General features: G+C 70.4%; 25 protein-coding genes. 4 read left to right on the top strand and 21 right to left on the bottom strand.

Going from position 1 to position 24,400, the window contains the following annotated elements; all coding sequences use genetic code 11:
* Positions 1–39: 39 nt before the first annotated feature.
* Together FM051_RS12105 and FM051_RS12110 are read right to left on the bottom strand one after the other, a co-directional pair.
* Positions 40–327 (bottom strand): DUF167 domain-containing protein, encoded by a 288-nt coding sequence (locus FM051_RS12105; protein WP_158843018.1) that lies wholly within the window; start codon positions 325–327, stop codon positions 40–42.
* The gene (locus FM051_RS12110) at positions 320–868 is read right to left on the bottom strand and encodes a TetR/AcrR family transcriptional regulator (protein ID WP_238412343.1); all 549 of its coding nucleotides are present in this window, start codon (positions 866–868) and stop codon (positions 320–322) included. Before FM051_RS12110 ends, FM051_RS12105 begins: the two co-directional genes overlap by 8 nt.
* 58 nt (positions 869–926) lie before the next feature.
* Here FM051_RS12110 and FM051_RS12115 point away from each other — a divergent pair, with 58 nt between their 5' ends.
* The 3 genes from FM051_RS12115 to FM051_RS12125 all read left to right on the top strand — a co-directional run bounded on the left by FM051_RS12115 (position 927) and on the right by FM051_RS12125 (position 2,683).
* Positions 927–1,388, top strand: a complete 462-nt coding sequence (locus FM051_RS12115) for an SRPBCC family protein (protein WP_158843020.1) — start codon at positions 927–929, stop codon at positions 1,386–1,388.
* 69 nt (positions 1,389–1,457) lie between these two features.
* Positions 1,458–2,018, top strand: coding sequence for an RNA polymerase sigma factor (locus tag FM051_RS12120; protein ID WP_158843021.1), 561 nt, complete (start codon positions 1,458–1,460; stop codon positions 2,016–2,018).
* A 98-nt stretch (positions 2,019–2,116) separates the two neighbouring features.
* The gene (locus tag FM051_RS12125) at positions 2,117–2,683 is read left to right on the top strand and encodes an RNA polymerase sigma factor (protein ID WP_162470713.1); all 567 of its coding nucleotides are present in this window, start codon (positions 2,117–2,119) and stop codon (positions 2,681–2,683) included.
* Between the two features lie 64 nt (positions 2,684–2,747).
* Here the strand turns inward: FM051_RS12125 and ileS are convergent, their stop codons facing one another.
* The 15 genes from ileS to FM051_RS12200 form a co-directional block, all read right to left on the bottom strand.
* Entirely contained in the window at positions 2,748–5,855 is a 3,108-nt protein-coding gene (gene ileS, locus FM051_RS12130) for an isoleucine--tRNA ligase (protein WP_158843023.1), read from the bottom strand.
* Positions 5,856–6,316: 461 nt separating this feature from the next.
* Positions 6,317–6,838 carry a hypothetical protein gene (locus FM051_RS12135; protein WP_158843024.1) on the bottom strand — a complete coding sequence of 174 codons (522 nt, stop codon included), beginning with the start codon at positions 6,836–6,838 and terminating at the stop codon, positions 6,317–6,319.
* A 28-nt stretch (positions 6,839–6,866) separates the two neighbouring features.
* On the bottom strand, positions 6,867–7,682 hold the full coding sequence (gene wag31 / locus FM051_RS12140) for a DivIVA-like cell division protein Wag31 (RefSeq protein ID WP_106613404.1): 816 nt from the start codon (positions 7,680–7,682) through the stop codon (positions 6,867–6,869).
* A 45-nt stretch (positions 7,683–7,727) separates the two neighbouring features.
* A complete protein-coding gene (locus FM051_RS12145) occupies positions 7,728–8,012 on the bottom strand; it encodes a YggT family protein (protein ID WP_033437765.1) in 285 nt (94 codons plus the stop codon).
* 20 nt (positions 8,013–8,032) lie between these two features.
* Positions 8,033–8,653 (bottom strand): cell division protein SepF, encoded by a 621-nt coding sequence (locus FM051_RS12150; RefSeq protein WP_158843025.1) that lies wholly within the window; start codon positions 8,651–8,653, stop codon positions 8,033–8,035.
* Positions 8,654–8,722: 69 nt separating this feature from the next.
* Positions 8,723–9,421, bottom strand: coding sequence for a YggS family pyridoxal phosphate-dependent enzyme (locus tag FM051_RS12155; RefSeq protein WP_158843026.1), 699 nt, complete (start codon positions 9,419–9,421; stop codon positions 8,723–8,725).
* The gene (gene pgeF / locus FM051_RS12160; protein WP_158843027.1) at positions 9,418–10,122 is read right to left on the bottom strand and encodes a peptidoglycan editing factor PgeF; all 705 of its coding nucleotides are present in this window, start codon (positions 10,120–10,122) and stop codon (positions 9,418–9,420) included. The genes FM051_RS12155 and pgeF overlap by 4 nt, the downstream gene beginning before the upstream one ends.
* Before the next feature lie 133 nt (positions 10,123–10,255).
* On the bottom strand, positions 10,256–11,551 hold the full coding sequence (gene ftsZ / locus FM051_RS12165; RefSeq protein WP_158843028.1) for a cell division protein FtsZ: 1,296 nt from the start codon (positions 11,549–11,551) through the stop codon (positions 10,256–10,258).
* 209 nt (positions 11,552–11,760) lie between these two features.
* A complete protein-coding gene (locus FM051_RS12170) occupies positions 11,761–12,273 on the bottom strand; it encodes a DinB family protein (RefSeq protein WP_158843029.1) in 513 nt (170 codons plus the stop codon).
* 81 nt (positions 12,274–12,354) lie between these two features.
* Positions 12,355–13,110 carry a cell division protein FtsQ/DivIB gene (locus FM051_RS12175; protein ID WP_158843030.1) on the bottom strand — a complete coding sequence of 252 codons (756 nt, stop codon included), beginning with the start codon at positions 13,108–13,110 and terminating at the stop codon, positions 12,355–12,357.
* Positions 13,111–13,183: 73 nt separating this feature from the next.
* The gene (gene murC / locus FM051_RS12180) at positions 13,184–14,602 is read right to left on the bottom strand and encodes a UDP-N-acetylmuramate--L-alanine ligase (RefSeq protein ID WP_158843031.1); all 1,419 of its coding nucleotides are present in this window, start codon (positions 14,600–14,602) and stop codon (positions 13,184–13,186) included.
* Positions 14,599–15,702 carry an undecaprenyldiphospho-muramoylpentapeptide beta-N-acetylglucosaminyltransferase gene (gene murG / locus FM051_RS12185; RefSeq protein ID WP_238412344.1) on the bottom strand — a complete coding sequence of 368 codons (1,104 nt, stop codon included), beginning with the start codon at positions 15,700–15,702 and terminating at the stop codon, positions 14,599–14,601. The genes murC and murG overlap by 4 nt, the downstream gene beginning before the upstream one ends.
* 26 nt (positions 15,703–15,728) lie before the next feature.
* Entirely contained in the window at positions 15,729–17,180 is a 1,452-nt protein-coding gene (ftsW, locus tag FM051_RS12190; RefSeq protein ID WP_158843032.1) for a putative lipid II flippase FtsW, read from the bottom strand.
* 82 nt (positions 17,181–17,262) lie between these two features.
* Positions 17,263–17,436 carry a DUF397 domain-containing protein gene (locus FM051_RS12195; RefSeq protein WP_158843033.1) on the bottom strand — a complete coding sequence of 58 codons (174 nt, stop codon included), beginning with the start codon at positions 17,434–17,436 and terminating at the stop codon, positions 17,263–17,265.
* A gap of 19 nt (positions 17,437–17,455) precedes the next feature.
* Positions 17,456–18,301, bottom strand: coding sequence for a helix-turn-helix domain-containing protein (locus FM051_RS12200; RefSeq protein ID WP_158843034.1), 846 nt, complete (start codon positions 18,299–18,301; stop codon positions 17,456–17,458).
* A 103-nt stretch (positions 18,302–18,404) separates the two neighbouring features.
* Here FM051_RS12200 and FM051_RS12205 point away from each other — a divergent pair, with 103 nt between their 5' ends.
* Positions 18,405–18,743 (top strand): hypothetical protein, encoded by a 339-nt coding sequence (locus tag FM051_RS12205; protein WP_158843035.1) that lies wholly within the window; start codon positions 18,405–18,407, stop codon positions 18,741–18,743.
* Here FM051_RS12205 and murD read toward each other — a convergent pair.
* From murD to FM051_RS12225, 4 genes are read right to left on the bottom strand one after another with little or no spacing between them, the layout of a single operon-like run.
* Positions 18,728–20,101 (bottom strand): UDP-N-acetylmuramoyl-L-alanine--D-glutamate ligase, encoded by a 1,374-nt coding sequence (gene murD, locus FM051_RS12210; protein ID WP_158843036.1) that lies wholly within the window; start codon positions 20,099–20,101, stop codon positions 18,728–18,730. The genes FM051_RS12205 and murD overlap by 16 nt on opposite strands.
* Positions 20,102–20,103: 2 nt before the next feature.
* Positions 20,104–21,192 carry a phospho-N-acetylmuramoyl-pentapeptide-transferase gene (gene mraY / locus FM051_RS12215; protein ID WP_158843037.1) on the bottom strand — a complete coding sequence of 363 codons (1,089 nt, stop codon included), beginning with the start codon at positions 21,190–21,192 and terminating at the stop codon, positions 20,104–20,106.
* Positions 21,189–22,661, bottom strand: coding sequence for a UDP-N-acetylmuramoyl-tripeptide--D-alanyl-D-alanine ligase (locus tag FM051_RS12220; RefSeq protein WP_158843038.1), 1,473 nt, complete (start codon positions 22,659–22,661; stop codon positions 21,189–21,191). Before FM051_RS12220 ends, mraY begins: the two co-directional genes overlap by 4 nt.
* On the bottom strand, positions 22,658–24,292 hold the full coding sequence (locus FM051_RS12225; RefSeq protein WP_158843039.1) for a UDP-N-acetylmuramoyl-L-alanyl-D-glutamate--2,6-diaminopimelate ligase: 1,635 nt from the start codon (positions 24,290–24,292) through the stop codon (positions 22,658–22,660). The genes FM051_RS12220 and FM051_RS12225 overlap by 4 nt, the downstream gene beginning before the upstream one ends.
* Positions 24,293–24,400 lie beyond the last annotated feature (108 nt).

Here is a 24,400-nt window from a genome sequence, read left to right on the forward strand (position 1 = left end):
CGACGCGACTCACGCGCCCCTTCTGTCCACAAGCAACAGTCAGCCGGCGAGCAGCCGCGCCAACACTTCCGACGCGCCGGCCGGGGCTGGGTCGACCTGCACGACCTTGTCCCGGCCGCGCTCGCCCGCGACCACCTCGACGTCCTGCTTGCGCACGCCGAACGCCTTGGCCAGCGCCTTGCGCACGGCCTCGTTCGCCTTGCCCTCCACGGCGGGCGCGGCGACCGCCACGACCAGCGCGTCGTCACCCCATCGCCCGCCGACGGCCTCGCGCTTCGCACCCGGCTTGACCCGGATCGCGAACCTGAACGCGCTCTCGTCACGCACGGCACATCACGACCGCCAGCGTCTCCTCCAGCAACGCGCGCCGAGCCTTGACCACCTGCGGCGTGGACGACAGCAGCTGGGCCTGCCCCAGGTAGACCGAGTACGCCAGAACGGCCCGCTGGTGCGCGACGTCGGCGGCGAAGCCGAGTTCGCCGAACAGCTCCTCCAGGTAGCCGATGCGGCGATCGGTGACGCGTTCGAGCACCGGCGCCACGGCCGGGTGGTCCTTGGCCGCGAGCATGGCCAGCTCGACCGCGCTGTCCTCGACGTTCTCCAGCACGGTGGCGAACAGCAGCCGCAGCTTCTCCAGCGGTTCCGGCACCGAGTCGACGATCTCGATCACGGCCTCGGTGTGCTCGCGTTCCCACCGTTCGAGGGTGGCCTTGAGCAGGGCTTCCCGGTTGGGGAAGTGCCAGTAGGCACTGCCCTTGGTCGCGCCGAGCCGGGCCGCGAGGGGCTCCACCGCGACCGCCGCCACCCCGCCCTCGGCGAGCGCTCGCAGGGCCACCCCGGTCCAGTCGTCCTGAGTCCGCCGTGTCACAACTCCATACGCTACCGTACGGTAATGGACCATACGGTCCCGTACGGAGGAGGTCGTGGTGATCGAGAACGTGCACACCAGGCAGATCCCCGACAGCGCGCACCTGGTCGACCGGCTCGTGGAGCTGTGGCCGTCCGACCGGTGGCCCGCGCTGGTCCTGGACCGGCCGTTGGGCGTCGGCGCGGACGGCGGGCACGGCTTCGTCCGCTACCACTGCACCCACTACGTCCCGGGTCAGCGGGTCGAGTTCGCCTTCTCGCCCGGCCTCGACGTGGTCGGCACGCACGTGCTGGAAGCGGTGCCGGGCGGGTTGCGGCACACTCTGGCCGGTCGGCCGCGCGGCCTGATGCGGCTGTGGTGGCCGTTGGCCGTGCGGTGGTTGCACGACGCGCTCATCGAGGACCTGCTCGACAACGCGGCCCGCGCCGCCGGCCACCCGCCCGTTCACCCGGCCAGGTGGTCCGCGTGGGTCCGGTTGCTGCGCGCGGCGGCCGAGAGGAGCGCGAGGCAGCCCGCTTGACCGGAATTTCCTCCACAACCTCCGGTCTCGTCCGTCTACCCGGTACGGGGACCAGAGGGGGGAGGGTTCGTGACGCCGGAGGATCCCGACGACCACGCGGCCACCTTCAGCGATTTCTACCACCGGGAGCGGACCCGGCTGTTCCGCTTCGCGGCGGTGATGTCGCCGCACCTGGACCACGAGTCCGCGGTGCAGGAGGCGTTCGTCAGCGCGTGGCGGAACTGGCCGGTGATCGCGCCCCCGTCGAGACGTGCTTGGCTGGTGAAGACGATCCGCAACCTGCTGGTGGACCAGGCCCGCCGGTGGGAGCGGCCGGGCGACGTGACCGACGAGGTCGTCGCCCGGCAGCGCGGCACGTACCGGATCCTGGTGCCGAAGCAGCGGGACGCCGAGACGTGGCACGAGCTGATCAGCACGCTGGCGGCCGTCGCGAACCTGCCGGACCACCTGCGCACGGCGTTGGTGTTGCGGTTCTGGGATTTCGACGACGACGAGATCGCCGATGTGCTGGGCTGCCGTCGTGCGTCGGTGCGCCGGTACGTGTCGGAGGCGCGGGCGAAGATCAGCGAGCGGGTCGGCAACGAGGAGCGGCGGGTGCGGGGCTCGCAGCGCGGGAAGGAGACGTCATGACGGACGACCTGGATCCTCGACTGGACCACCTGCGCGCCGAACTGACCGAAGCCATCCCGGAGGACCCGGGCACGGACGACCTCGGCGTGGCGGCAATCATGGCGCAGGCGTCGACGTACGAGCGCCAGGCAGCCCTCGTCGTGGCCGCCCGTTCCGGTTCCCGTGCCGCCCTCGACTCCCTGGTAGCCGAGCTGACCCCGCTGGTCTGGCACGTGGCCAGGGGCAACGGCCTCGACCAGGCCACCGCCGAGGACGTGGTCCAGACGGTGTGGCTGAGCCTCCTGCGCCACCTGGACCGCCTGTCCGAACCCCGTGCCGTGGCCGGCTGGCTGATCGTCGCCACCCGCCGCGAATCGCAACGAGCCTGGCGTGACCGCAACGGCCGCCCGGCCCTGTCCACCGACTCGGCCGTGGACATGCCGGACGACCGCTGGCTACCGGAACCGGAAGCCCTGCGAGACGACCGCGACCGCCGCCTCTGGCAAGCCTTCAACGCCATGCCCCGCCGCTGCCAGGAACTGCTCCGCCTGACCGTCCTGGCCGGCCGAGCCGAATACCGGGCCGTCTCCGAAGCCCTCTCCATGCCCCACGGCTCCATAGGCCCCACCCGAGGCCGCTGCCTGCGCCAACTACGCGACCGCCTGGAAAACGACGACGTCCGCTGATCCGGCCCGACCTGAACGCACAGGACCCCCGAGTTCAACACCCGGGGGTCCTGCCGGCACTGCGTCAGACCCTGGAGACCGCGACCCGGACCTTCCGGCCTTCACCGACCACACCGTCCGAGCCCTCGGCGACGTCGCCGTACTCGATCGTCTCGGTCAGCGTCTCCTGCTTCACGAACGCCTCGAACCCGCGCACCGCGGCCTCGACGCCCGACGGCAGCTGCAACGTCAACGCGATCCGGTCCGACACGTCCAGCCCGGCGTCCTTGCGCGCCTGCTGCACCACGCGCACCAGGTCACGCGCGACACCCTCGGCCGCCAGCTCCTCCGTCACCACGGTGTCCAGCACGACCAGCCCACCGCTGTTCGGCAACGCCGCCGTCGCACCCTGGTCCGTCGCCACCAGCCGCTGCTCGTACTCCTCCGGGAACAGCTCGATCCCGGCCGCGAAGACCTTGCCGTCCTCTTCCGCCCAGTCACCCGCCTTCACGGCCTTGATGACCTTCTGCACGTCCGGCCCCAACCGCGGCCCGGCGGCACGCGCGTTCACCGCCAGCTGGAAGTGCCCGTGCGCGTCCACGTCCGTGGTCAGCTCGACCTCCTTGACGTTCACCTCGTCCCGCAGCACCTCGGTGAACGCCTCCAGCTGCGCCACGTCACCGGAGGCGATCACCAGCTTCGCCAACGGCAACCGCACCCGCAGCTTGTTCGACTTCCGCAGCGACAACGCCGTGGACGCCACCTGCCGCACCTGGTCCATCGCCGCCACCAGCGCGTCGTCCGCCGGCAGGTCGTCGACGGATGGCCAGTCGGCCAGGTGCACCGACCGGCCACCGGTCAGCCCACGCCACACCGACTCGGTGGTCAGCGGCAGCAGCGGCGCCGCCACCCGGCTCACCACCTCCAGCACGGTGTGCAGGGTGTCGATCGCGTCCTGGTCCCCCGCCCAGAACCGGTCACGGGAACGGCGCACGTACCAGTTGGTCAGCACCTCCAGGAACTCCCGGATCGACGCGCACGCACCCGAGATGTCGTACTCGTCCAGCTGCGACGTCACCCCGGCCACCAGGTCGTGCGTCTTCGCCAGCACGTACCGGTCCAGCACGTGCGACGAGGAAGTCCGCCAGGTGCCCTCGACCCCGTCCGCGTTGGCGTACAGGGCCAGGAAGTACCAGGAGTTCCACAACGGCAGCACGGCCTGCCGCACCGCGTCACGGATACCGCGCTCGGTCACCACCAGGTCGCCGCCGCGCAGGATCGGCGACGCCATCAGGAACCACCGCATGGCGTCCGAGCCGTCCCGGTCGAACACCTCGTTGACGTCCGGGTAGTTCTTCCGCGACTTGGACATCTTCTGCCCGTCGTCGCCCAGCACGATCCCGTGCGCCACGCAGTTGCGGAACGCCGGCCGGTCGAACAGCGCCGTCGCCAGCACGTGCATGGTGTAGAACCAGCCGCGCGTCTGGCCGTTGTACTCGACGATGAAATCGCCCGGGTAGTGGTCCTCGAACCACTGCGCGTTCTCAAAGGGGTAGTGGACCTGGGCGAACGACATCGAGCCGGACTCGAACCAGCAGTCCAGCACCTCGGGCACGCGCCGCATCACCGACCGCCCGGACGGGTCGTCCGGGTTCGGCCTGGTCAGGTTGTCGATCGTGGGCCGGTGCAGGTCGCTCGGGCGCACGCCGAAGTCGCGCTCAAGCTCGTCCAGCGAGCCGTAGACGTCCACCCGCGGGTATGCCGGGTCGTCCGACACCCACACCGGGATCGGCGAGCCCCAGAACCGGTTGCGGGAGATGTTCCAGTCGCGGGCGTTCTCCAGCCACTTGCCGAACTGGCCGTCCTTGATGTGCTCGGGCACCCAGTTGATCTGCCGGTTCAGCTCGACCATGCGGTCCTTGAACTGCGAGACCGCGACGAACCACGACGACACGGCACGCTGGATCAGCGCGTTGTCGCACCGCCAGCAGTGCGGGTACGGGTGGTCGTAGGTCTCGTGGCGCAGCAGCAGACCCGCTTCCTTCAGGTCGCGGATGATCGCCTTGTTCGCGTCGAAGACCTGCTGGCCCTCGTACGGCGGTACCTCGGCGGTGAACCGGCCGTGCGCGTCGACCGGCACGACGACCTCGATGCCCGCCGCGTCGGTGACGACCTTGTCCTCCTCACCGAAGGCGGGGGCGATGTGCACCATGCCCGTGCCGTCCTCGGTGGTGACGTAGTCGGCGGCCAGCACCTGGTGCGCGTTCTCCCGGCCGACGAAGAAGTCGAACGGCGGCGCGTAGCGGCGGCCGACCAGGTCGCTGCCCTTGCAGCGGGCCACGACCGTCGGCTCCTCGCCCAGCTCACGGGCGTACGCGGGGACGCGGGCCTCGGCGAGCAGGTAGCGCTCGCCGTTCGCCTCGACGGTCACGTAGTCGACGTCCGGGTGCACGGCGGCGGCCAGGTTGGACGGCAGCGTCCACGGCGTCGTCGTCCAGATCAGGGCCAGCTCGCCGGTCTCCAGGCGCAGGCCGACGGTCACCGCCGGGTCCTGCCGGTCCCGGTAGGTGTCGTCCATCTTGGTCTCGGTGTTGGACAGCGGCGTCTCGCAGCGCCAGCAGTACCAGAGCACCCGGAAACCCTCGTAGACCAGGCCCTTGTCCCACAGGGTCTTGAAGGCCCACATGACGCTTTCCATGTAGTCCAGGTCGAGGGTCTTGTAGTCGTTGTCGAAGTCCACCCAGCGGGCCTGCCGGGTCACGTAGTCGCGCCACTGGCCGGTGTACTGGAGCACCGACGTGCGGCAGGCCTCGTTGAACTTCTCGATGCCGAACGCCTCGATCTCGCTCTTCGACGAGAACCCGAGCTGCTTCTCCGCCTCGACCTCGGCGGGCAGGCCGTGGGTGTCCCAGCCGAAGCGGCGCTCGACGTGCTTGCCGCGCATGGTCTGGTAGCGCGGGACGACGTCCTTGACGTAGCCGGTGAGCAGGTGGCCGTAGTGCGGCAGGCCGTTGGCGAACGGCGGGCCGTCGTAGAAGACGAACTCGTTCGCCCCGTTGTCCCCGGCCGGGCGGGCCTCGATCGACGCCTGGAACGTCTGGTCGGACTTCCAGAAGTCGAGCACACCCTCCTCGAGGGCGGGGAAGGACGGCTGGGAGGGAACGGAACCCTCGCCTGCCTTCGGGTAGGCCATCGTGCAACTCCTCGCGTGCGTCCAACCGGCTCACGGGGACGACACGCCGGTCACGGCGCACCGCGGTACCACCCCGCTTGCCAGGGCGCGAAGGCACTGGCCTCTCTTCGACGGCTGTGACGGGCCGCTCCCGTCCGGTTCTACTGAGGCGCATCCCACCGGGGCACGCGCCCGTTCTTCCGGAGGCTCCCCGGTGATGGCCGGATCAACGCCGTGCTACCACCCAGGGTAGCCGAAGCGCGCAAACCGCTTTGAGTAGTTCCCCCATGCGACCCGGTCGGACACGTCGGGAGGCTGGGTGAACGGGCCCGGTCACCACGGGCCGCGACATGAGGGGGAACACCGTGAAGCGATCGATCGCACTGTTACTCGCGGCGGCTGCCGTGCCCGCCCTGGCCGTACAGCATCGAACGCGACCCGGCCACGGGTCGGCTGACCGACGCCCACGTGACGCTGAGCAGCTAGGCAGGCTCCGACTGGTCCGCGGCCCGCTTGCGGGCCGCGAGGCCGGAGTCCGGGCGGCACACCGCGCACGGGGTGAAGCCCAACTGGCGGGCCTCGTTGACCGGGAGGGCCAAGGACGGCCGTGACGCGAGCCAGGAGCAGGCCGCGAGGTGGTAGCGAGGACGTTCGTCCAGCACCCGGACCTCGTCGGTGAGATCGCTCACAACCAGTGAGTCAGCCGCGTCCGTGTCCTCCTCGTCAGGCTCGACATTCGCCTGACCAGGTGAACTCGGTGCAACGTCTTCGGCACCCTCCGTCCCGACCTGGTGATCACCGACGGTAACCTGGCGATCACCAGCGCTGGCGCCGGCAGCCGGGGCGCCCGACCGGCGGCGAAGCCACCAGTCGAGCACCAGGACCACGGCGGCGGCCCCGCTCGCACCCACGGACAACCACGCCCAGAACGTCTGGTCGCCGGTCAGCGCGGGCACGAGCAACCCCAGGGCTGCCAGCACCAACAGCAGGACTATGTAGAGCACGTGCAGCAGACTAGATCAGCAACGCCGATCAGCCGGCCTCGGCGCGTGCCCCGAACGAGTACCCACCCTGCTGACGGCCGTCGGACGGCGCGGCGGGGCCGCGGTCCTGCAGGTCGCGCAGCGACGACTCGAGCATCGTCTTGAGCCGGGTGCGGTACTCGCGCTCGAACGTCTGCAGCTTGTCGATCTGCTTCTCGAGCGTGTTCTTCTCCTGGGTGATGTTGCCCATCACCTCGGCGTGCTTGCGCTGCGCGTCACGGTCGAGCGCGCTGGCCTTCTCACGGGCCTGCCGCTCCAACGTCTCGGCGCGGGTTCGCGCGTCGTTCAACATGGTCTCGGCACGCGTGCGCGCCTCGTTGACCATCGTGTCGGCCTTGGACCGTGCCTCGGACAACAGCTGCTCGGACTTGGTCCGGGCCTCCGACAGCATCCCGTCGGCCTCGGCCTTGGCCTCCCCGGTGAGCCGGTCGGCCATCTCCTGGGCCAGACCGAGCACCTTGGCGGCCTGGACGTGGTGGTCACCACCACCACCCGGCGATGTCTGCTCCAGCGCCGAGGGGGGCGGCACCGGTGCGAGCCGGCGCGGCTCGTCGACAACGCGGCTCGGGCCGACGCCTGCGGCAACCTTCGCCCGGGCGTCTTCGAGGTCGGCACGCGCGGTCTCGACCTGCTGGTCGAGCTGTTCGACCTGCTGGCGCAGGTCGTTGTTCTCCTCGATCAGGCGGGCGAGCTCGCCCTCAACCAGGTCGAGGAACGCGTCCACCTCGTCCTCGTTGTAGCCCCGCTTGCCAATCGGCGGCTTGCTGAACGCGACGTTGTGCACGTCCGCGGGGGTCAACGGCATCAGATCACCTCACGCACTCCTGGGCTGTGGACATCCCTGGTCCCCTCACCTGGGATCGGCTACTCGCATCAGAATGATAACGACCAGCAACAGCACAATAATGGACAAGTCCAGACCGATGCCCCCGATCCGCACGGTCGGGATGATCCGACGCAGCAAGCGGACCGGAGGGTCGGTCACGGTGTATACGGTCTCCAGCGCCACCGCGACGCCGCCCGCAGGCCGCCATCCCCTGGCGAAACTACGGACGAGCTCCACGACGACACGCGCCGTGAGCAGCAGCCAGAACGAGAACAACACGTAGTAGACCACGAGCCAGAGGGCATCCACAGCCTCAACTGTGCCACCACTCACCCCTGGTTGAGGAACCCGCCCTCCGCGAGTCGCCTGCGGTCCTCCGCCGTCACGTCGATGTTCGGAGGTGAGAGAAGGAACACCTTGTTGGTGACCTTGTCGATCGAGCCCCGCAGCGCGAACGCCAGACCGGCCGCGAAATCGACCAGCCGCTTGGCGTCCGCGTCGTCCATGTCGGTGAGGTTCATGATCACCGGCGTGCCGTCGCGGTAGTGCTCCCCGATGGTCCGCGCCTCGTTGTAGCTGCGCGGGTGCAGCGTGGTGATGCGGGCCAGCGGGTTGCCCGCCGGCTCGGCGGCCGGGCGCAGTCTGCTGACCGGCTCGCGCTGGGGCTCCACGGCCAGCGCGCCGTGCGTGTCGGGGCTCCAGGGACGACGCGGGCGGGCCCCGCGCTCCGACTCGTAGTCCTCCGGCTCGTCCAGCTCGGCGCGGTAGCCGTTGAACGAACGGCGGCGGGCGGTCCGCTGCTCCGGGTACGGCGGCTCGTACTCGTCCGAGTCGGTGTACTCGGACCGGTAGTCCGCGTAGCGCCGGTCGTCCTCGTAGGCGGCCGGGTCATCGGCGTACTCGGCGGGAACCATCCCGAAGTAGGCCTTCAGCTTGTGAAACCCGCTCATGGCTCGAGCCCTTCCTCCGCCGATCCCTACCCGCAAGGACGTCGCGGCCGTCCCAGAGGTTCCCGACAGTTACGGCGAGGCTAGTCTCCGGCTGCCAAGCAACGCTGTTCCGACACGCACGCACGTGGATCCGTACGCGATGGCATCTTCCAGGTCACCACTCATCCCCGCCGAGATCACGGTGGCATCGGGATGATCGTCCCGCAAGCGGGTTACCGCTTCATATAGAGCAGCAAACGCCTGCTGTGGAGACATGCCGAGGGGTGCGACGGTCATCACACCGCACAGTAGAAGTTCACTGGATAGTGCTATGTGATCGGCCAGTCGCGGAAGGTCACCGATCGGGTGGCCGCCGCGCGTCTCGTCGCCGTCGATGCTGACCTGGATCAGCACCTCGGTCGGCTTGGTGGCGGCCTTGGCGATCGCGTCGGCGAGCCGGGGCGAGTCGACCGTGTCGATCCGGTCGGCCCAGCGGAGGACGGACTTGGCCTTGTTCCGCTGGAGCGAGCCGACCATGTGCCACTTCGCCGTGGCGTTCGGCCGCAGTTGGGCGAACTCGGCCGTCTTCCGGCCGGCCTCCTGGTCCCGGTTCTCGGCGAACTCGGTGAGCCCGAGGTCGCTGAGGATCGCCACGTCCTCGGCCGGGAACGTCTTGGTGACGGCCAGCAGGCCGACCTCGTCCGGCGACCTGCCCGCGCCCGCGCACGCCTTGGCGATGCGCTCCTTGACCTCGGCCAGCGACAGGGCCAGCTCTTCGCGCCGGTTCACGATTCCATCCAGATGACGCCCGCGATCCGTCCCGTTCCGGGGTCGCGGCGGTGGCTGAACAGCGTCTTCTCCTCCACGGTGCAGCGCGGGTCGACGCCGATCTTGCCGACGCCCGCGTCGGCGAGCTGCTGCCAGATGCCCGCCCGCAGGTCCAGCGCCGGTTTGCCGGACCGGGTCTTCGACGCGCTGCCCGGCAGGTGCTTCTCCACGTCGTCGCGCATCGCGGCGGGCACCTCGTAGCACTGGCCGCAGACGGCCGGGCCGAGCAGCACCTCGATCCGGTCCTTCCGGGCGCCCAGCTCGACCATGCGGTCCAGCGCCGCCGGGACGACACCGACCCGTGCGCCGACGCGTCCGGCGTGGACAGCGCCGATCACGCCCGCCTCCGGGTCGCCCAGCAGCACGGGCACGCAGTCGGCGGTCAACACCACGAGCGCCAGCCGCTCCCGGGCCGTGACGACCGCGTCAGTGGCCTCCAGCGCTTCGTCGACGGGCCCGTCGACGACCCCGACCGTCCGGCCGTGCACCTGCTCCATCCAGACCAGGCGGTCCGGGCCGAGCCCGATCCCCTCGGCCAGCCGACGGCGGTTGGCGGCGACGGCGGCGGGGTCGTCGCCGACGTGGTCGGCCAGGTTGAACGAGTCGTAGGGCGGTTTGGACACGCCGCCTTCGCGGGTGGTCACGACACGACGGATACGCACACCCCCAGCTTCCCAGACCCCGAGAGCCGAACACTCAGGTCCCGAGAGTCGAACCTTCAGAACACGAGCGGGTGCGAAAAACAGCGCCGCGCCGGCCCGGTGGGGACGGCGCGGCGCTGTCGGATTGCTGGGGTTACCGCCGCATGAACGGCGGCACGTCGACCTCGTCGTCGGGGTCGTCGGTCACCGGGACGGCCCGGTTCGGCAACGACCCGGTGTTGCCCTGCATCCCCGGCGTCAGCGACCTCGGCATGGTCGGCTGCGGCGCGGCGTACGGGGGCTGGCCGCTGCCCTGGACGGGCTGCGGCTGCTGCGGAACGGTCGGCCGGGGCGGCACGACCGGGGGCTGCTGCTGTTCCACCTGCTGCTGCGGCACGGGCTGCGGCTGCGGGGGGTTCACCTGACCTGCGGTGGCCGAGGCCACGGGCGTGCCACGCGGCGGGCTGGACAGAGCCTGGGGCTCCAACTTCTTGTGGGTCGGCCCGCCACTGTCAAAACCCGCCGCGATCACCGTCACGCGTACTTCGTCGCCGAGCGAGTCGTCGATGACCGTACCGAAGATGATGTTCGCGTCCGGGTGGGCGGCCTCCTGCACCAGCGAGGCCGATTCGTTGATCTCGAACAACCCGAGGTCGCTGCCACCGGCGATCGAGAGCAGCACGCCGTGCGCACCCTCCATCGACGCTTCCAGCAACGGCGAGTTGATCGCCTTCTGGGCGGCCTGGACCGCTCTGCCCTCACCCCGCGCGGAACCGATGCCCATGAGGGCGCTGCCGGCTCCGGACATGACGCTCTTGACGTCCGCGAAGTCGAGGTTGATCAGACCGGGGGTGGTGATCAGGTCGGTGATGCCCTGGACACCGGACAGCAGCACCTCGTCCGCGGAGCGGAACGCGTCCATCAGCGAGACGCCGATGTCGCCGAGCTGCAGCAGCCGGTCGTTGGGGATCACGATGAGGGTGTCGCACTCGTTGCGCAGCGCCTGGATGCCCTCTTCGGCCTGCTTGGCGCGGCGCTTGCCCTCGAACGAGAACGGTCGCGTGACCACACCGATGGTCAACGCGCCGAGCTTGCGGGCGATCGAGGCGACGACGGGCGCGCCACCGGTGCCCGTGCCTCCACCTTCGCCCGCGGTCACGAACACCATGTCCGCGCCCTTGAGGACTTCTTCGATCTCTTCGCGGTGGTCTTCGGCGGCCTTGTGGCCGACTTCGGGATTGGCGCCGGCGCCGAGGCCGCGGGTGAGTTCGCGGCCGATGTCGAGCTTCACGTCGGCATCCGACATGAGCAGCGCCTGGGCGTCGGTGTTCACCGCGATGAACTCGACGCCCTTGAGCCCGACCTCGATCATGCGGTTGACGGCGTTGACACCGCCACCGCCGATGCCGACGACCTTTATCACCGCGAGGTAGTTGTGCGGGGGCGTCATCGGTCCGCCTTCCTGATCGTGTCCGTGCTCATGTGCTGGAGTGGATGACCACCGGTGTCACAGCCCGGACGGATCTCCACCCGGATTGAAACTCTCAACCAGAGGTTCAGAGTTATGTCAACCCCGTATGTTCCTGCTGGACGTTATGCACCGGGAATGCCTCGGTCCAGCAGCCACGCCGTGTTGTGTCCTGACCGGGTGAGGGTTGCCTACTCGCCGGTCACCCCGTCGAGCAGTTCCCGCACCACGTCCAGGTGCCCCGCGTGCCGACCCGTCTCCTCGATCATGTGGATCAACACCCAGCGCACGGAAAGCACCTTGTCGCCGCGGAACGCCACCTCGTGGTCCAGATCGAGGCCCGCGACGAGTTCACGACTCGCCGTGCACTCCTCAGCGTAGTCGGCGAGCAATCCCGAGATCGTCTCGCCCGGCTCGATGCGCCAATCGGCGTCCGGGTCCTCCCGGCTGTAGGGCGCCGCGTCGGGCTGTCCGCCGAGGGCGACCCGGAACCAGTAGGCCTCCACCCACCGCAGGTGCTTCACGATGCCCGCAGCCGTGTTGAGCTGCGACGGGAGCACCGATCGACGTGCGTCCTCTTCGGACAGGCCGGCGCATTTGAGCTCGATCGTGCCGCGCAGGAAGTCCAGAAAACCGGTGAGCAGGGCGCGTTCGTCGCCGGTGAAGGGCAGCTGGATCCGGTTGTCCACCGGCGTCTGGGTCATCGCCGGAGTATCGCCGCCGAACGCGCGTCGGACGATCGACTTTCGTCAAGATCCGGTGTGGCGGGATTCACCACAGCCGTCTCACGACACGGTCGGCAGCTCGGGGCTGGACACGTCGAACACCGAGCCGGGCCTGGTCAGCAGGACCTCCAGCACGGCGGCCTTGCGCGGGGTCTCGACGACCGAGCCCCAGCGGGCCTCGCGGCCGGCGCTCAACGTCAGCCGGACGTCCGACGGCGAGCCCGCGGTGACGACCAGCACCTCCCGCCGCAACGCTTCGGGGATCTGCGTGAGCACGCCCACGGCGGCGACGACGGCATCCGGCTCCACCTTCAGCTCCGGCAGCCCGGACGGCGGCTCCGGCACGGTGGCGTAGTCCTTGCCGGTGGAGTCGACCAGGTGCGCGCCGTCGGCGGCCTTGACCACCCCGACCGGCTGCCGCTCGTCCACGGTGAGCCGCACGGTGCCGGGCAGCACCCGTTCGACCACCACCCCGGCGACCCTGGGCAGTTCGCGGACCCGCCCGGCCACCGCTTCGGTGTCCACCCGCACCAACGGCGTGCCGGACTCGATCGCGGCGGCCTCGCGGACGTCGGCGGCGGTCAGCTCGACCGCGCCCCGCACCTCGACCTCGCGGACACCGAGCACGGGCGTGAACCAGACCGTGCAGACCACGACGGTGACCACGGACATGATGAAGATCGCGACCAGCCGCCGGCGCAGCACCCGGCGCCGGTACAGGTCACTGCGGGACGGACGGCGTGACGTGCCTCGCGGCGGGCGTCGCCGCGAGGCGGAGGCGGTGGCCGGGCGTCGACGCGCCGCCTGCGTGCTCATGCACACGCCTCGCCGGCGCTCGGCGTGGCAAGAGCACGAAGCACTGTGTCGGATGATTCGCTCGCGAGCTCGCTCAAGCCCTGTCCAGCTCCCCGACGATCTCCGGGCCGAGCATGGTGACGTCACCGGCACCCATGGTGACGACCACGTCACCCTCGCCGACCAGGCTCGCCACCAGGGCGGGCACCCGGTCGAACGACGGCTCGTAGACCACCTTGCCGACGTCCAGCGGCACCAGGCCCGAGACCAGCGCCCCGGTCACGCCGGGCTCCGGCTCCTCACGCGCGCCGTAGACGTCGAGCACCACGACCGCGTCGGCCATGCCGAGAGCGGCGGCGAACTCCTCGGCGAACAGCCTGGTCCGCGAGTACAGGTGCGGCTGGAACACCACGACCAGCTTGCCGTCGCCCGCGACCGGGCGGGCGGCGGTGATCTGGGCGGCCACCTCGGTGGGGTGGTGGGCGTAGTCGTCGTACACCCGCACGCCCGCGGCCTGGCCCTTGAACTCGAACCGCCGCCGAACGCCGCCGAACGCCGCCAGGCCGTTCAGCACGCCGTCGCGGTCCGCGCCCAGCTCCAGCGCGGCGATCAGGGCGGCGATCGCGTTGTCCGCCATGTGCTCGCCGGGCACGGCCACCTTCACGTCCACGACCTCGCCGTCCAGCTCGACCTTGGCCAGGCCGCCCGAGTCGGCGGGCCGGTAGTCGATCAGCCGGGCCGAGCCGGGGCCGGTGGCGGTGCGACCGTACGGGCGGACCCGGATGCCGAGCTTCGCGGCCCGTTCCGCCAACGCCGCCGCGCCCGGGTCGTCCGCGCAGGCGACCAGCACGCCGTCCGGCTGGATGCGCTCCAGGAACGAGTCGAACACCGCCACGTACGCCTCGACGGTGCCGTGGTGGTCCAGGTGGTCGGCCTCGACGTTGGTCACGACCGCGACTGACGGCGAGAAGAACAGGAACGACCCGTCGCTCTCGTCGGCCTCGGCGACGAACACGCCACCGGTGCCCTGGTGGGCGTTGGCGCCGGACTCGTTCAGGTCGCCACCGATCGCGAACGACGGGTCCATCCTGCAATGTTGCAGAGCGACGGTGAGCATGGAGGTGGTGGACGTCTTGCCGTGCGTGCCGGCGACGCAGGCCACCCGGTGGTCCAGCATCAACGCGGCCAGCGCCTCGGCCCGCCGCAGCACGACCGAGCCCCGGGCGCGGGCTTCCACCAGCTCCGGGTTGTCCTCGCGGATCGCGGTGGACACCACGACCGCCGTGGGGCCGCCGGGCAGCTGGTCGAGGTTCGCGCCGTCGTGGCCGACCGCGATCGCCGCTCCCTGCGCCCGCAGCGCGAGCACGGTGCGTGAGTCCTTGGCGTCCGAGCCGGACACCTGCGCCCCTCGTGCCAGCAGGATCCGCGCGATGCCGCTCATGCCGGCACCGCCGATGCCGACCAGGTGCACCCGGTCCAGCACGCCGCTCTCCTCTTGGTCGACCCTGGTCATTTCTTGATCACCTCGAGCACGATGCGGGCCAGCACCTCGTCCGCCTCGCGGTGGCCGGTGCTCAGCGTGGCCGTGGTCATCGCGGCCAGCCGGTTGCGGTCCGCGACCAGCGGCACCACGTTCGCCGAGATCCACTCCGGCGTCAGCTCCTCGTCCGGCACCAGGATGCCGCCGCCCGCGGACACCACGGGACCCGCGTTCAACGCCTGCTCGCCGTTGCCGTGCGGCAGCGGCACGAACACCGCGGGCAGACCCACCGCGGACACCTCGGCCACCGTCATCGCGCCCGACCGGCACAGCACCGCGTCCGCCGCCGCGTAGGCGAGGTCCATCCGGTCCAGGTACGGCACCGGCACGTACGGCGGCGCACCCGGCACCGACTGCACCGCGACGGTGTTCTTGGGGCCGTGCGCGTGCAGCACCGCGATCCCGGCCTGCGCGAACGCCGGCGCCGCGCCGGACACCGCGTTGTTGATCGACCGGGCGCCCTGCGAGCCGCCGAACACCAGCAGCGTCGGCGCGGTCGGGTGCAGGCCGAAGTGGGCGCGGGCCTGCGCGCGCAGCTCCGCGCGCTTGAGGGAGGTGATCGAGTAGCGCAGCGGGATGCCGATGATCTCCGCGTCCGTCAGGCCCGAGTCGGGCACGGCGGCGGCGACGCGCTCGGCGAACTTCGCGCCGACCTTGTTCGCCAGACCGGCCTTGGCGTTGGCCTCGTGCACCACGATCGGCACCCGGCCACGTGCGGCGAGGTACGCGGGCAGCGCGACGTAACCGCCGAAGCCGACCACGACGTCCGCGTGGACCCGTTCCAGCACGGCACGGGTGTGCCTTACGGCGCCGCGCACCCGCAGCGGCAGTTTGAGCAGGTCAGGCGTCGGCTTGCGCGGCATCGGCACCGGCGGGATCAGCTCCAGCGGGTAGCCGCGCGCGGGCACGAGTCTGCTCTCCAGGCCGCGCTCCGTGCCGAGCGCGACCACACGCGCGTCCGGCCGCAGCCGCATGACCGCGTCGGCCAGGGCCAGGGCGGGCTCGATGTGCCCGGCGGTGCCGCCTCCGGCGACCACCACACACGGTCCGACCTGCTGGGGAACCCCGGTCAACACTTCCTCCTCGCGTCGATGAACCGCTATCGCCCGTCACGGCGCCTGGACCGCACGTCCCGGTCCTGGCCTGCCTTTCGGGATTCGCGACGACGGTACTCCGACGGCGGAGCGTGACGACCGGCCATCCTCCGCTCGTCCACGGGCGGAGGCGCGGCCTTGCGACCGCGCGGCGGCGTGGAGGGCCGTGAGGGGCGGCGCTTGGGCGGCGGCTTGTACGCCTCCGGCGCGGGCAGCTTCAGCACCCCGCCGACCCGGCCGGGGCCGAGGGACCGCAGCGCGGCGACCGCTTCCGGTTCGTGGCGGGCGCAACTGGCGAGGATGCCGAACACCACCATGGTCGTGACCACCGACGTTCCGCCGGAGGAGATCATCGGCAGCGTGATGCCGGTGACCGGCAGCAACTGGACGACGTAGCCGATGTTGATCGCGGCCTGCGCGACCAGCCACACGGTCAGCGTCGCGGACACCATCCGCAGCCACGGGTCGGTGTTGCGCGCCGCGATCCGCAGTCCCACTACCGCCAGTAGCGCGAACAGCCCCAGCACCAGCAGGCAGCCGATGAACCCCAGTTCCTCGCCGATCACGGCGAAGATGAAGTCGCTGTGAACGTTCGGCAGATAACGCCACTTCGAGCTGCCGTTGGTGAGGCCCTTGCCGAAGAAACCGCCTTCCGCCAACGCGTACAGGGCTTGCAGCGCCTGGAGCCCATCACCCTGCGGGTCCGACCACGGGTCCAGGAACGTCTGCACGCGCTTCAACCGGTAGACCGCGCTGACCGCCAACACCAGCGCGCCGGTCACCGCGGCGGTCGCGATGATGCCGAAGATCCGCATCGGCGCGCCGACGAACCACAGCAGGCTGATCAGGACGACACCCAGGGTGATCGTGCCGCCGAGGTCGGGTTGGAGCATCACCAGCGCGAACAGCAGCATCGCCGCCGGCACGACCGGGACGAGCAGGTGCCGGTACTGGTCGAGCAACGCGCGCTTGGTGACCAGGACGTGCGCGCCCCACAACGCCAGCGCGAGCTTCGCGGGCTCGATCGGCTGGAACGACACGGGCCCGACCGTGAACCACGACTGCGCACCGCCCGCGACCGTCCCGAGTGGAGTGATCACGAGGACCAGGAGGATCACGGAGACGAGCATCGCCATGGTGCTGCCGTGCCTGATGGTGCGCAGCGGTATGCGCAGCACGACCAGGAACATGACGGCACCGACGCCCACGTACAGCAGCTGTTTTTTGAACACGCTGTACGCCGACGCGCCCTCGGCCACCTCGCCCGGCGCCGAAGCGGACAGCACCATGATCAGACCGAGCACGGTCAACATGCCGAAGATCGCGAGCAGCAGGTGGAAATCCGCCAACGGACGGCCGAGCCACGCGGTCAACGACGTGCGTACGGCGACAACGCGCTTGGTACGTCGTGGCGCGCGTGGCGGTCGCTCCACCGTGGTCCGGTCCACCGCAGTCATGCCCCCATCGTCTCCCGCGCAGGGCGACGAAAGGTGAAAATCGACCGCGTGTCGCGCGACACGACGGTGATCAAGGTGATATTCAGCCGCGCTTGGCCCCCGCCAGGAACGCACTCATGGCCCGCCCGCCGAACTGGAGCACGGGACCGGAGGCGTTCTTGCTGTCCCGAACCCGGAACGCCGAGACGGATGATGCCAACTCGACGCAGTTGCCGGCGCCGTTGCTGCGGCTGCTCTTGCGCCACTGAGACCACATCGCGTCCTCCTGGAACGGGCTAAAGGTCACCAATCACCCGCTTGATCAGCGCGACCGACTCGTGCGGGTCGAGCGCGGTGGCCCGCAGATGATCCAGCACCAGGCTATACCTGGAGACCTCGGCCGCTTCCTCCAGATAGAGGCCGCCGGTCAGGTTGTCGATGTAGACGACACTCGGGAAGTCGGCGAACTTCAGCAAAGTGAACGCGGTGCCCATCGCCATGTGCTGCCCCTTGCCGAACGGCAGCACTTGGAGAGTCACGTTGGGCAGGTCGACCAGCTTGAGCAGGTGAGCCAACTGCGCCTCATGCACATCCGTGCCGCCGACGACCCGGCGCAAGGCCGCCTCATCGAGAATCGCCCACACCGACAGGGAGCCGTCCTCCACCCGACGCTGTCGAGTCTGACGCAGTTCGGCACGCTTGTGGATGGCTTCATCGGTCGCGTCGGGAGCATAGGAACGCATGACCCACCGGGCGTACGCCGGAGTCTGGAAGAGGCCTGGGATCAGGTCGATTTCGAAGGTGTCGATCGCGACCGCCTCGGATTCGAGAACCACGTATTCCGAGAACCAGTCGAACAGCACATCGCCGTAGACGTGCCACCAGCCGCGCTTCTTCGCGACCTTCGCCAACCGCAGCAACCAGGCGGTCTTCTCCGGGGTGGCCCCGTAAAGGTCGGCCAGCGCCTTGGTGTCTACTATGGACACACCGGTGTACGCCGACTCGATGCGACTGATCTTCGACTTCGAGTAGCCCAGGTTCTCGACCACGTCATCGAAGTCGAGCCCGGCCTCCTCGCGAAGTTGGGTCAGCGCGCTCGCCAGGACGCGCCGCCGGACTCCCGGACCTTGGTTCTGCGGCATGGTGCGACATTAGCGGGAAACAGGGCCACCGATCGGGTGAAGTTCTGCCAATAGGCAGGATGCCGCGTTGCATCGCAGCGCGCTGAGGTGCACCTTTGGGCGCATGATCTCCGACGCGCTGTCCCGCGCCTTCCAACTGCTGGACCAGGACATGCTCGGCTACCTCGACACGGTCGAGCTGCTGACCAACGAGCACGAGTCCGACGAGGAAACGATCCTCGCCGTGGCCCGCACCGAGGTCCCCCGCCTGATCGCCGCGCTCCGGGGCACGCTGGGCAACCACCAGGCCGACATCCTCGGACTCTGCCTCGGCTGCGCACCGACGTGGATCGACGGCCGGTTCACCCGGACGCCGTGGCCGTGCCCCGTGGTCGACGCCGCCCACAAGTACCTGAAAGACCCGGACAGCATCTACCCGGACCTCGGTCAACGGTCCCGTTGACCGACCAACCCCAGCACAGCCTCGGTGAACGCCTGCCCGCGATGGGCGTAATCACTGAACATGTCCATCGACGCCGCCGCCGGGGCCAGCACCACGACATCCCCCGGCTGCGCCATGGAACGGGCAGCGCGCACGGCATCGACCATGGTCGTCTCGGTGGTCTCGTCCAGCACCGCCACCGGCACCGACGGCGCGTGCCGGGCCAACGCCGAAGCGATCACCTCGCGGTCCGCCCCGATCAACACCGCGCCGCGCAACCGGTGCGCCTCACGCCGGACCAACTCGTCCACCGACGCGCCCTTGAGCAACCCGCCGGCCACCCACACCACGCTCTCGTGCGACCGCAACGACGCCGCCGCCGCGTGGGGATTGGTGGCCTTCGAATCGTTGACGTACGTAACCCCACCGGCCGTCGCCACCAGCACCGCCCGATGCGCACCCGGCCGGAAAGCACGCAGCCCACGGGCCACCGCCTCCGCCGAAACTCCGTGCGCACGGGCCAGGGCCGCCGCCGCCAACGCGTCCGCGATCCCCGGAGGCCCACCGGGCTGGACGTCGGCCACCGGCAGCAACACCGTGTCCGGCCCGAACGCCCGGTCGACCAACCGCCCTTCGTGGACCCCGAGCTGCCCTTCCTCCGGCGACCCCAGCGTGAAACCGACGTGCGCGGGCGAGGGCGAGGAGGCCAAGAGCTCGGCCACCACCGGGTCGTCCACCCCGCCGATCGCGACCTCGCCGGTCAGCACACCGGCCTTCGCCCCGGCGTACGCCTCGAACGTGCCGTGCCAGTCCAGGTGGTCCTCGGCCAGGTTCAGCAACACCCCGGCGAACGGCCGCACGGACGGCGACCAGTGCAGCTGGAAGCTCGACAGCTCCACCGCCAGCACCCGGCGTCCGGCCAACAGGGCGTCCACCACGGGCAGCCCGACGTTGCCGCACGCCACCGCGTCGATACCGGCCGCACGCAGGATCGACTCCAACATGCCGACCGTCGTGGTCTTGCCGTTCGTCCCGGTCACCGCGAGCCACGTCGGCGGGTCGGCCAGTTCGAGACCCATCCGCCAGGCCAGCTCGACCTCGCCGATCACCTCGATCCCCGCCGCCGTGGCCGCCACCAGCAGCGGGCTGGACGGACGCCAGCCGGGGCTGGTCACGACCAGGTCCGTGCCGGGCGGCGGCGCGACGAGACCGGGCACCAGCGTCACGCCGGGCAGCAGCTGTTCCAGCGCGGCGAGGCGGTCGGCGGAACCGTCGGTCACGGTGACGACCGCGTCCGCCGCGAGCAACGCCTCCGCCGCGGACCGGCCGGTCACCCCGGCGCCGGCGACGAGGACGTGACGACCTGCGAGGAATCCCATGGTCAGCTCTCGACCGCGGTCAGCCACTCGCTGTAGAACAGGCCGAGCCCGAGCATGCAGCACATGCCCGCGAGCAGCCAGAACCGGATGATCACCGTGGTTTCGGCCCACCCGGCGAGTTCGAAGTGGTGGTGGAACGGCGCCATGCGGAACAACCGCCGCCGTGACGTGCGGAAGACCGCGACCTGCAGCACCACCGACAGCGCCTCGACCACGAACAGACCGCCGATGACGACCATCAGCAGCTCGGTGCGGGTCGCGATGGACAGACCGGCGACCAGACCGCCCAGCGCGAGCGAGCCCGTGTCACCCATGAAGATCTTGGCGGGCGCGGCGTTCCACCACAGGAAGCCGATGCAGCCGGCCATCGCGGCGGCGGCCACCAGCGCCAGGTCCAGCGGGTCGCGCACGTCGTAGCAGCCGGCGACGAGCAGGTTCGAGCAGTTGTAGCGGAACTGCCAGAAGCTGATCACCACGTAGGTGCCGAGCACCATCGCGGACGTGCCGCCGGCCAGGCCGTCGAGGCCGTCGGTCAGGTTCACCGCGTTCGACCACGCGCTGATGGCGGCGTAGCAGAACACCACGAATCCGATGACGCCGAACGACACCACGGCGATGTCACGCACGAACGACAGGTTCACCGAGGCGGGCGTCTGGCCGTCCTTGTTCGGGAACTGCATGACCAGGACGGCGAAGATGATCGTGGCGACGAACTGGCCGACCAGCTTCGCGGTCTTGTTCAGGCCCAGGTTGCGCTGCTTGCGGATCTTGATGAAGTCGTCCAGGAAGCCGACGACGCCGAGCGACGTGGTCAGCATCAGCACCAGCAGGCCGGACGCGCTGGGCGTCTGCTCCGACGCGGACGCCGACATGGAGTTCACCAGGTGCGCGCCGAGGTAGCCCGCCCACATCGCGACCAGGATCGCGACGCCACCCATGGTGGGCGTGCCGCGCTTGGTCTTGTGGCTCTGCGGTCCCTCTTCGCGGATCTCCTGGCCGAAGCCCTGCCGGGAGAAGATCTTGATCAGGTACGGCGTCAGCATGATCGACGCGATCAGCGCGATGGCCGCCGCGATGAGGATGCTCTTCACTTGCTGACCGCCTCCAGGAGAGCCTCGGCAACCCGCCACAGGCCGTATGAGTTGGATGCCTTCACCAGGACGACGTCACCGGGCCGCACCTGGTCGCGCAGCAGCTCGACGGCCGCCGTCACGTCGGGCACCAAAATCGCTTCTTCTCCCCATGATCCTTCCAGGTGCGCCCCTTGGTGCATCGCCCGGGCGTCCTGACCGACCACGACCAGCTTGTTGATGTCCAAGCGGACCGCGAGCCGTCCGATCTCGTCGTGCGCGCGGATCGAATCCGCACCCAGTTCGGCCATCGGGCCGAGCACCGCCCAGCTCCGGCGGGCGGGCGTGGTGGCCCGGGAGATGGTGGCGAGCGACTTCAGCGCCGCACGCACCGACTCCGGGTTCGCGTTGTACGCGTCGTTGACGATCGTCACACCGTCAGGACGTTCGGAGACCGCCATGCGATGCGCGGAGACCCGTTCGGCGTTGCCGAGACTTTGCGCGATCTGCTCGGGCGTGGCGCCGAGTTCCAGCGCGATCGCGGCGGCGGTGAGGGCGTTGCCGACCTGGTGCGGTCCGTGCACGGCGAGCCTGACCTGCGCTTCGCCCTGCGGCGTGACCAGGGTGAAGCGGGCGCGGGCCTGCTCGTCCAGCTCGATGTCCTTCGCGCGGACGTGCGCGGCGCTGTTCTCGCCGACGAGGACGACCTTGGCCCTGGTGCGGCCGGCCATGCCCGCGACCAGCGGGTCGTCGGCGTTCAGGATCGCGATGCCGTCCTCGGGCAGGGCCTCGACCAGCTCACCCTTGGCCTGGGCGATGCCCTGGCGTGAGCCGAACTCGCCGACGTGCGCGCTGCCGACGTTGAGGACCGCGCCGACGCGCGGCGGGGCGACCCGGCACAGCTCGGCGATGTGCCCGACGCCCCGGGCGCTCAGCTCCAGCACCAGGAACCGGGTGTCCTCGTCGACGCGCAGGGCCGTCCACGGGTGGCCCAGTTCGTTGTTGAACGATCCGGGCGGCGCGATGGTCTGGCCGAGCGGGGCGAGCACCTGGGCGATCAGGTCTTTGGTGGACGTCTTGCCGGACGACCCGGTCACGCCGATGACGGTCAGGTTCTCCAGCCGGTCCGTGACGTGGCGGGCGAGCTTCGCCAGCGCCGCCAGCACCGCCGCGCCCGCGCCGTCCGTGTCGCCGGACAGCACGTAGGCGTTGCCGCCGTCCTTGCCCAGGACCTTCTCCGCCGGGGGCGCGATGACGGCGGGCGCGTCGACCTCCCGGCCCGCCAGCACGCCGACCGCGCCCTGTGCGACGGCCTGGGCGGCGAAGTCGTGGCCGTCGACCCGTTCACCGGGCAGCGCCAGGAACAGGCCGCCGGGCGTGAGCTTGCGGGTGTCGAACTCGACGGACCCGGTGACCACCTCGGCGCCGGTGGCGTTGTGCAGCTTGCCGCCGACGACCTCGGCGATCTCGGCCAGGCTCAAGTGGATCACCGCAAGGCTCCCCGGATCGCTTCGGTCAGTGCGTCCACGTCGGAGAACGGGTGCACCACGCCCGCGACCTCCTGGCCGGTCTCGTGGCCCTTGCCCGCGACCACGACGACGTCGCCGGTGCGCGCGAGGGACACCGCGTGCTCGACGGCACGGCGGCGGTCGCCGATCTCCACGACCTCGCCGCGTTCGTCGTCCGGCACGGCCAGCGCGCCGCGCAGCATCGCCGCCCGGATCTCCGCCGGGTCCTCGCTGCGCGGGTTGTCGTCGGTGACGACCAGGACGTCACTGCGCCGTGCGGCTTCCTCGCCCATGAGGGGCCGCTTGGCGGTGTCCCGGTCCCCGCCGCAGCCCAGGACGGTGATGACGCGGCCGGTGGCGCGGGCGCGGACCGCGTCGAGGGCGAGCGCGACGGCGGCCGGTTTGTGCGAGTAGTCCACCACGGCGGTGTAGTCCTGGCCCTCGTCGACCCGCTGCATGCGTCCGGGGACCTGGACGTTCCGGAGTCCTTCGCGGATGGCGTCCGGCTCGATGCCCTGCGTGCGGAGGCAGGCGATGGCGAGCAGGGCGTTGGCGACGTTGAAGTCACCGGGGAGGCTGAGCTCGACGTCGATCGTGACCCCGTCCGGACCGTGCGCGGTGAAGGTCTGCTCGCCGGTGGCGGACACGGTGACGTCGGTGGCCGTCCAGTCGGCGGGCTTGGTCGTGGCGACCGTGACGGTGTGGTCCTTGACCAGGCGGGGACCCCACTCGCCGTCCACGCAGACCACCTCCGTGCGGGCCCGGCCGTCGAACAGCTCGGCCTTGGTCCGGAAGTAGTCCTCCATGTCGGGGTGGAAGTCCAGGTGGTCCTGGGAGAGGTTGGTGAACGCGCCGACCGCGAACCCCACGCCACCGACGCGGCCCAGCCGCAGGGCGTGGCTGGAGACCTCCATGGTGACGTCCGTGGTGCCGCATTCGAGCATCACGGCCAGGAGGGCTTGCAGGTCAGGGGCCTCGGGGGTGGTGAGGGCGCTGTCGAGCCTGCTGCCCGCGACACGCGTCTCGACCGTGCCGATGAGCCCGGTGGCGCGACCGGCCGCGCGGAGCGCCGACTCGATCATGTAGCTGGTGGTGGTCTTGCCGGACGTCCCGGTCACACCCCACACCGCGAGCTTCGTCGACGGGTCGCCGTAGACGCGGGAGGCGAGCCGGCCGAGCACCGCGCGCGGGTCCGGGTGCACCAGCACCGGCACACCGTGCACCTTCGCCGCGCCCTCGGCGTCGGTCAGCACGGCGACCGCGCCGTTCTCGACGGCCTGGTCGGCGAACTCGGCCCCGTGCACCCGCGTGCCAGGGAGGGCGGCGAAGAGGTCGCCGGGCCGGACGTGCTGGGCGCGCAGCGTCACGCCGCCGACCTGGACGTGTGCCCGGTCGGGGGCGGTCAGGTGCGCGTCGACGGTCGTGGCGAGCTCGGACACGGCAACGGGCTGGGTGCGGGAAGGGCGAGGCGGAGCTGTCGCGACCTTGCCCTCGAGCTTGGCAGGCACGCGCGGAAGGCTACCGGCGCACGGAGAGTGTTCGTCCGGCACGTCCACTCGGGACCGGATTTCCGGTACCGGGAGGCGGTCCACAGCCGGCAAAGTCCGGTGCATGGCGGCCAGACGACCGGAGGATTCCCGGGAATCCGGGGAAGAACGCGGGTTACTGCGTCCACGGGCCCACGGCAGCAGCAGCGGCGGGGGCGGGGGCGGCTACGACAT

Origin of the sequence: Saccharothrix deserti (assembly GCF_009769385.1) — a bacterium.
Classification (GTDB): domain Bacteria; phylum Actinomycetota; class Actinomycetes; order Mycobacteriales; family Pseudonocardiaceae; genus Actinosynnema; species Actinosynnema deserti.

What these genes read in the sequence shown, in the direction of transcription:
- FM051_RS12205 (WP_158843035.1), top strand. Translation starts at nt 18,405, where the DNA reads ATGATCTCCGACGCGCTGTCCCGCGCCTTCCAACTGCTGGACCAGGAC.
- murC (WP_158843031.1), bottom strand. Translation starts at nt 14,602, where the DNA reads ATGACCAGGGTCGACCAAGAGGAGAGCGGCGTGCTGGACCGGGTGCAC.
- wag31 (WP_106613404.1), bottom strand. Translation starts at nt 7,682, where the DNA reads ATGCCGTTGACCCCCGCGGACGTGCACAACGTCGCGTTCAGCAAGCCG.
- FM051_RS12150 (WP_158843025.1), bottom strand. Translation starts at nt 8,653, where the DNA reads ATGAGCGGGTTTCACAAGCTGAAGGCCTACTTCGGGATGGTTCCCGCC.
- ileS (WP_158843023.1), bottom strand. Translation starts at nt 5,855, where the DNA reads ATGGCCTACCCGAAGGCAGGCGAGGGTTCCGTTCCCTCCCAGCCGTCC.
- FM051_RS12125 (WP_162470713.1), top strand. Translation starts at nt 2,117, where the DNA reads ATGGCGCAGGCGTCGACGTACGAGCGCCAGGCAGCCCTCGTCGTGGCC.
- FM051_RS12170 (WP_158843029.1), bottom strand. Translation starts at nt 12,273, where the DNA reads ATGACCCAGACGCCGGTGGACAACCGGATCCAGCTGCCCTTCACCGGC.
- ftsZ (WP_158843028.1), bottom strand. Translation starts at nt 11,551, where the DNA reads ATGACGCCCCCGCACAACTACCTCGCGGTGATAAAGGTCGTCGGCATC.
- FM051_RS12195 (WP_158843033.1), bottom strand. Translation starts at nt 17,436, where the DNA reads ATGTGGTCTCAGTGGCGCAAGAGCAGCCGCAGCAACGGCGCCGGCAAC.
- FM051_RS12175 (WP_158843030.1), bottom strand. Translation starts at nt 13,110, where the DNA reads ATGAGCACGCAGGCGGCGCGTCGACGCCCGGCCACCGCCTCCGCCTCG.
- ftsW (WP_158843032.1), bottom strand. Translation starts at nt 17,180, where the DNA reads ATGACTGCGGTGGACCGGACCACGGTGGAGCGACCGCCACGCGCGCCA.
- FM051_RS12225 (WP_158843039.1), bottom strand. Translation starts at nt 24,292, where the DNA reads ATGCACCGGACTTTGCCGGCTGTGGACCGCCTCCCGGTACCGGAAATC.
- FM051_RS12200 (WP_158843034.1), bottom strand. Translation starts at nt 18,301, where the DNA reads ATGCCGCAGAACCAAGGTCCGGGAGTCCGGCGGCGCGTCCTGGCGAGC.
- murD (WP_158843036.1), bottom strand. Translation starts at nt 20,101, where the DNA reads ATGGGATTCCTCGCAGGTCGTCACGTCCTCGTCGCCGGCGCCGGGGTG.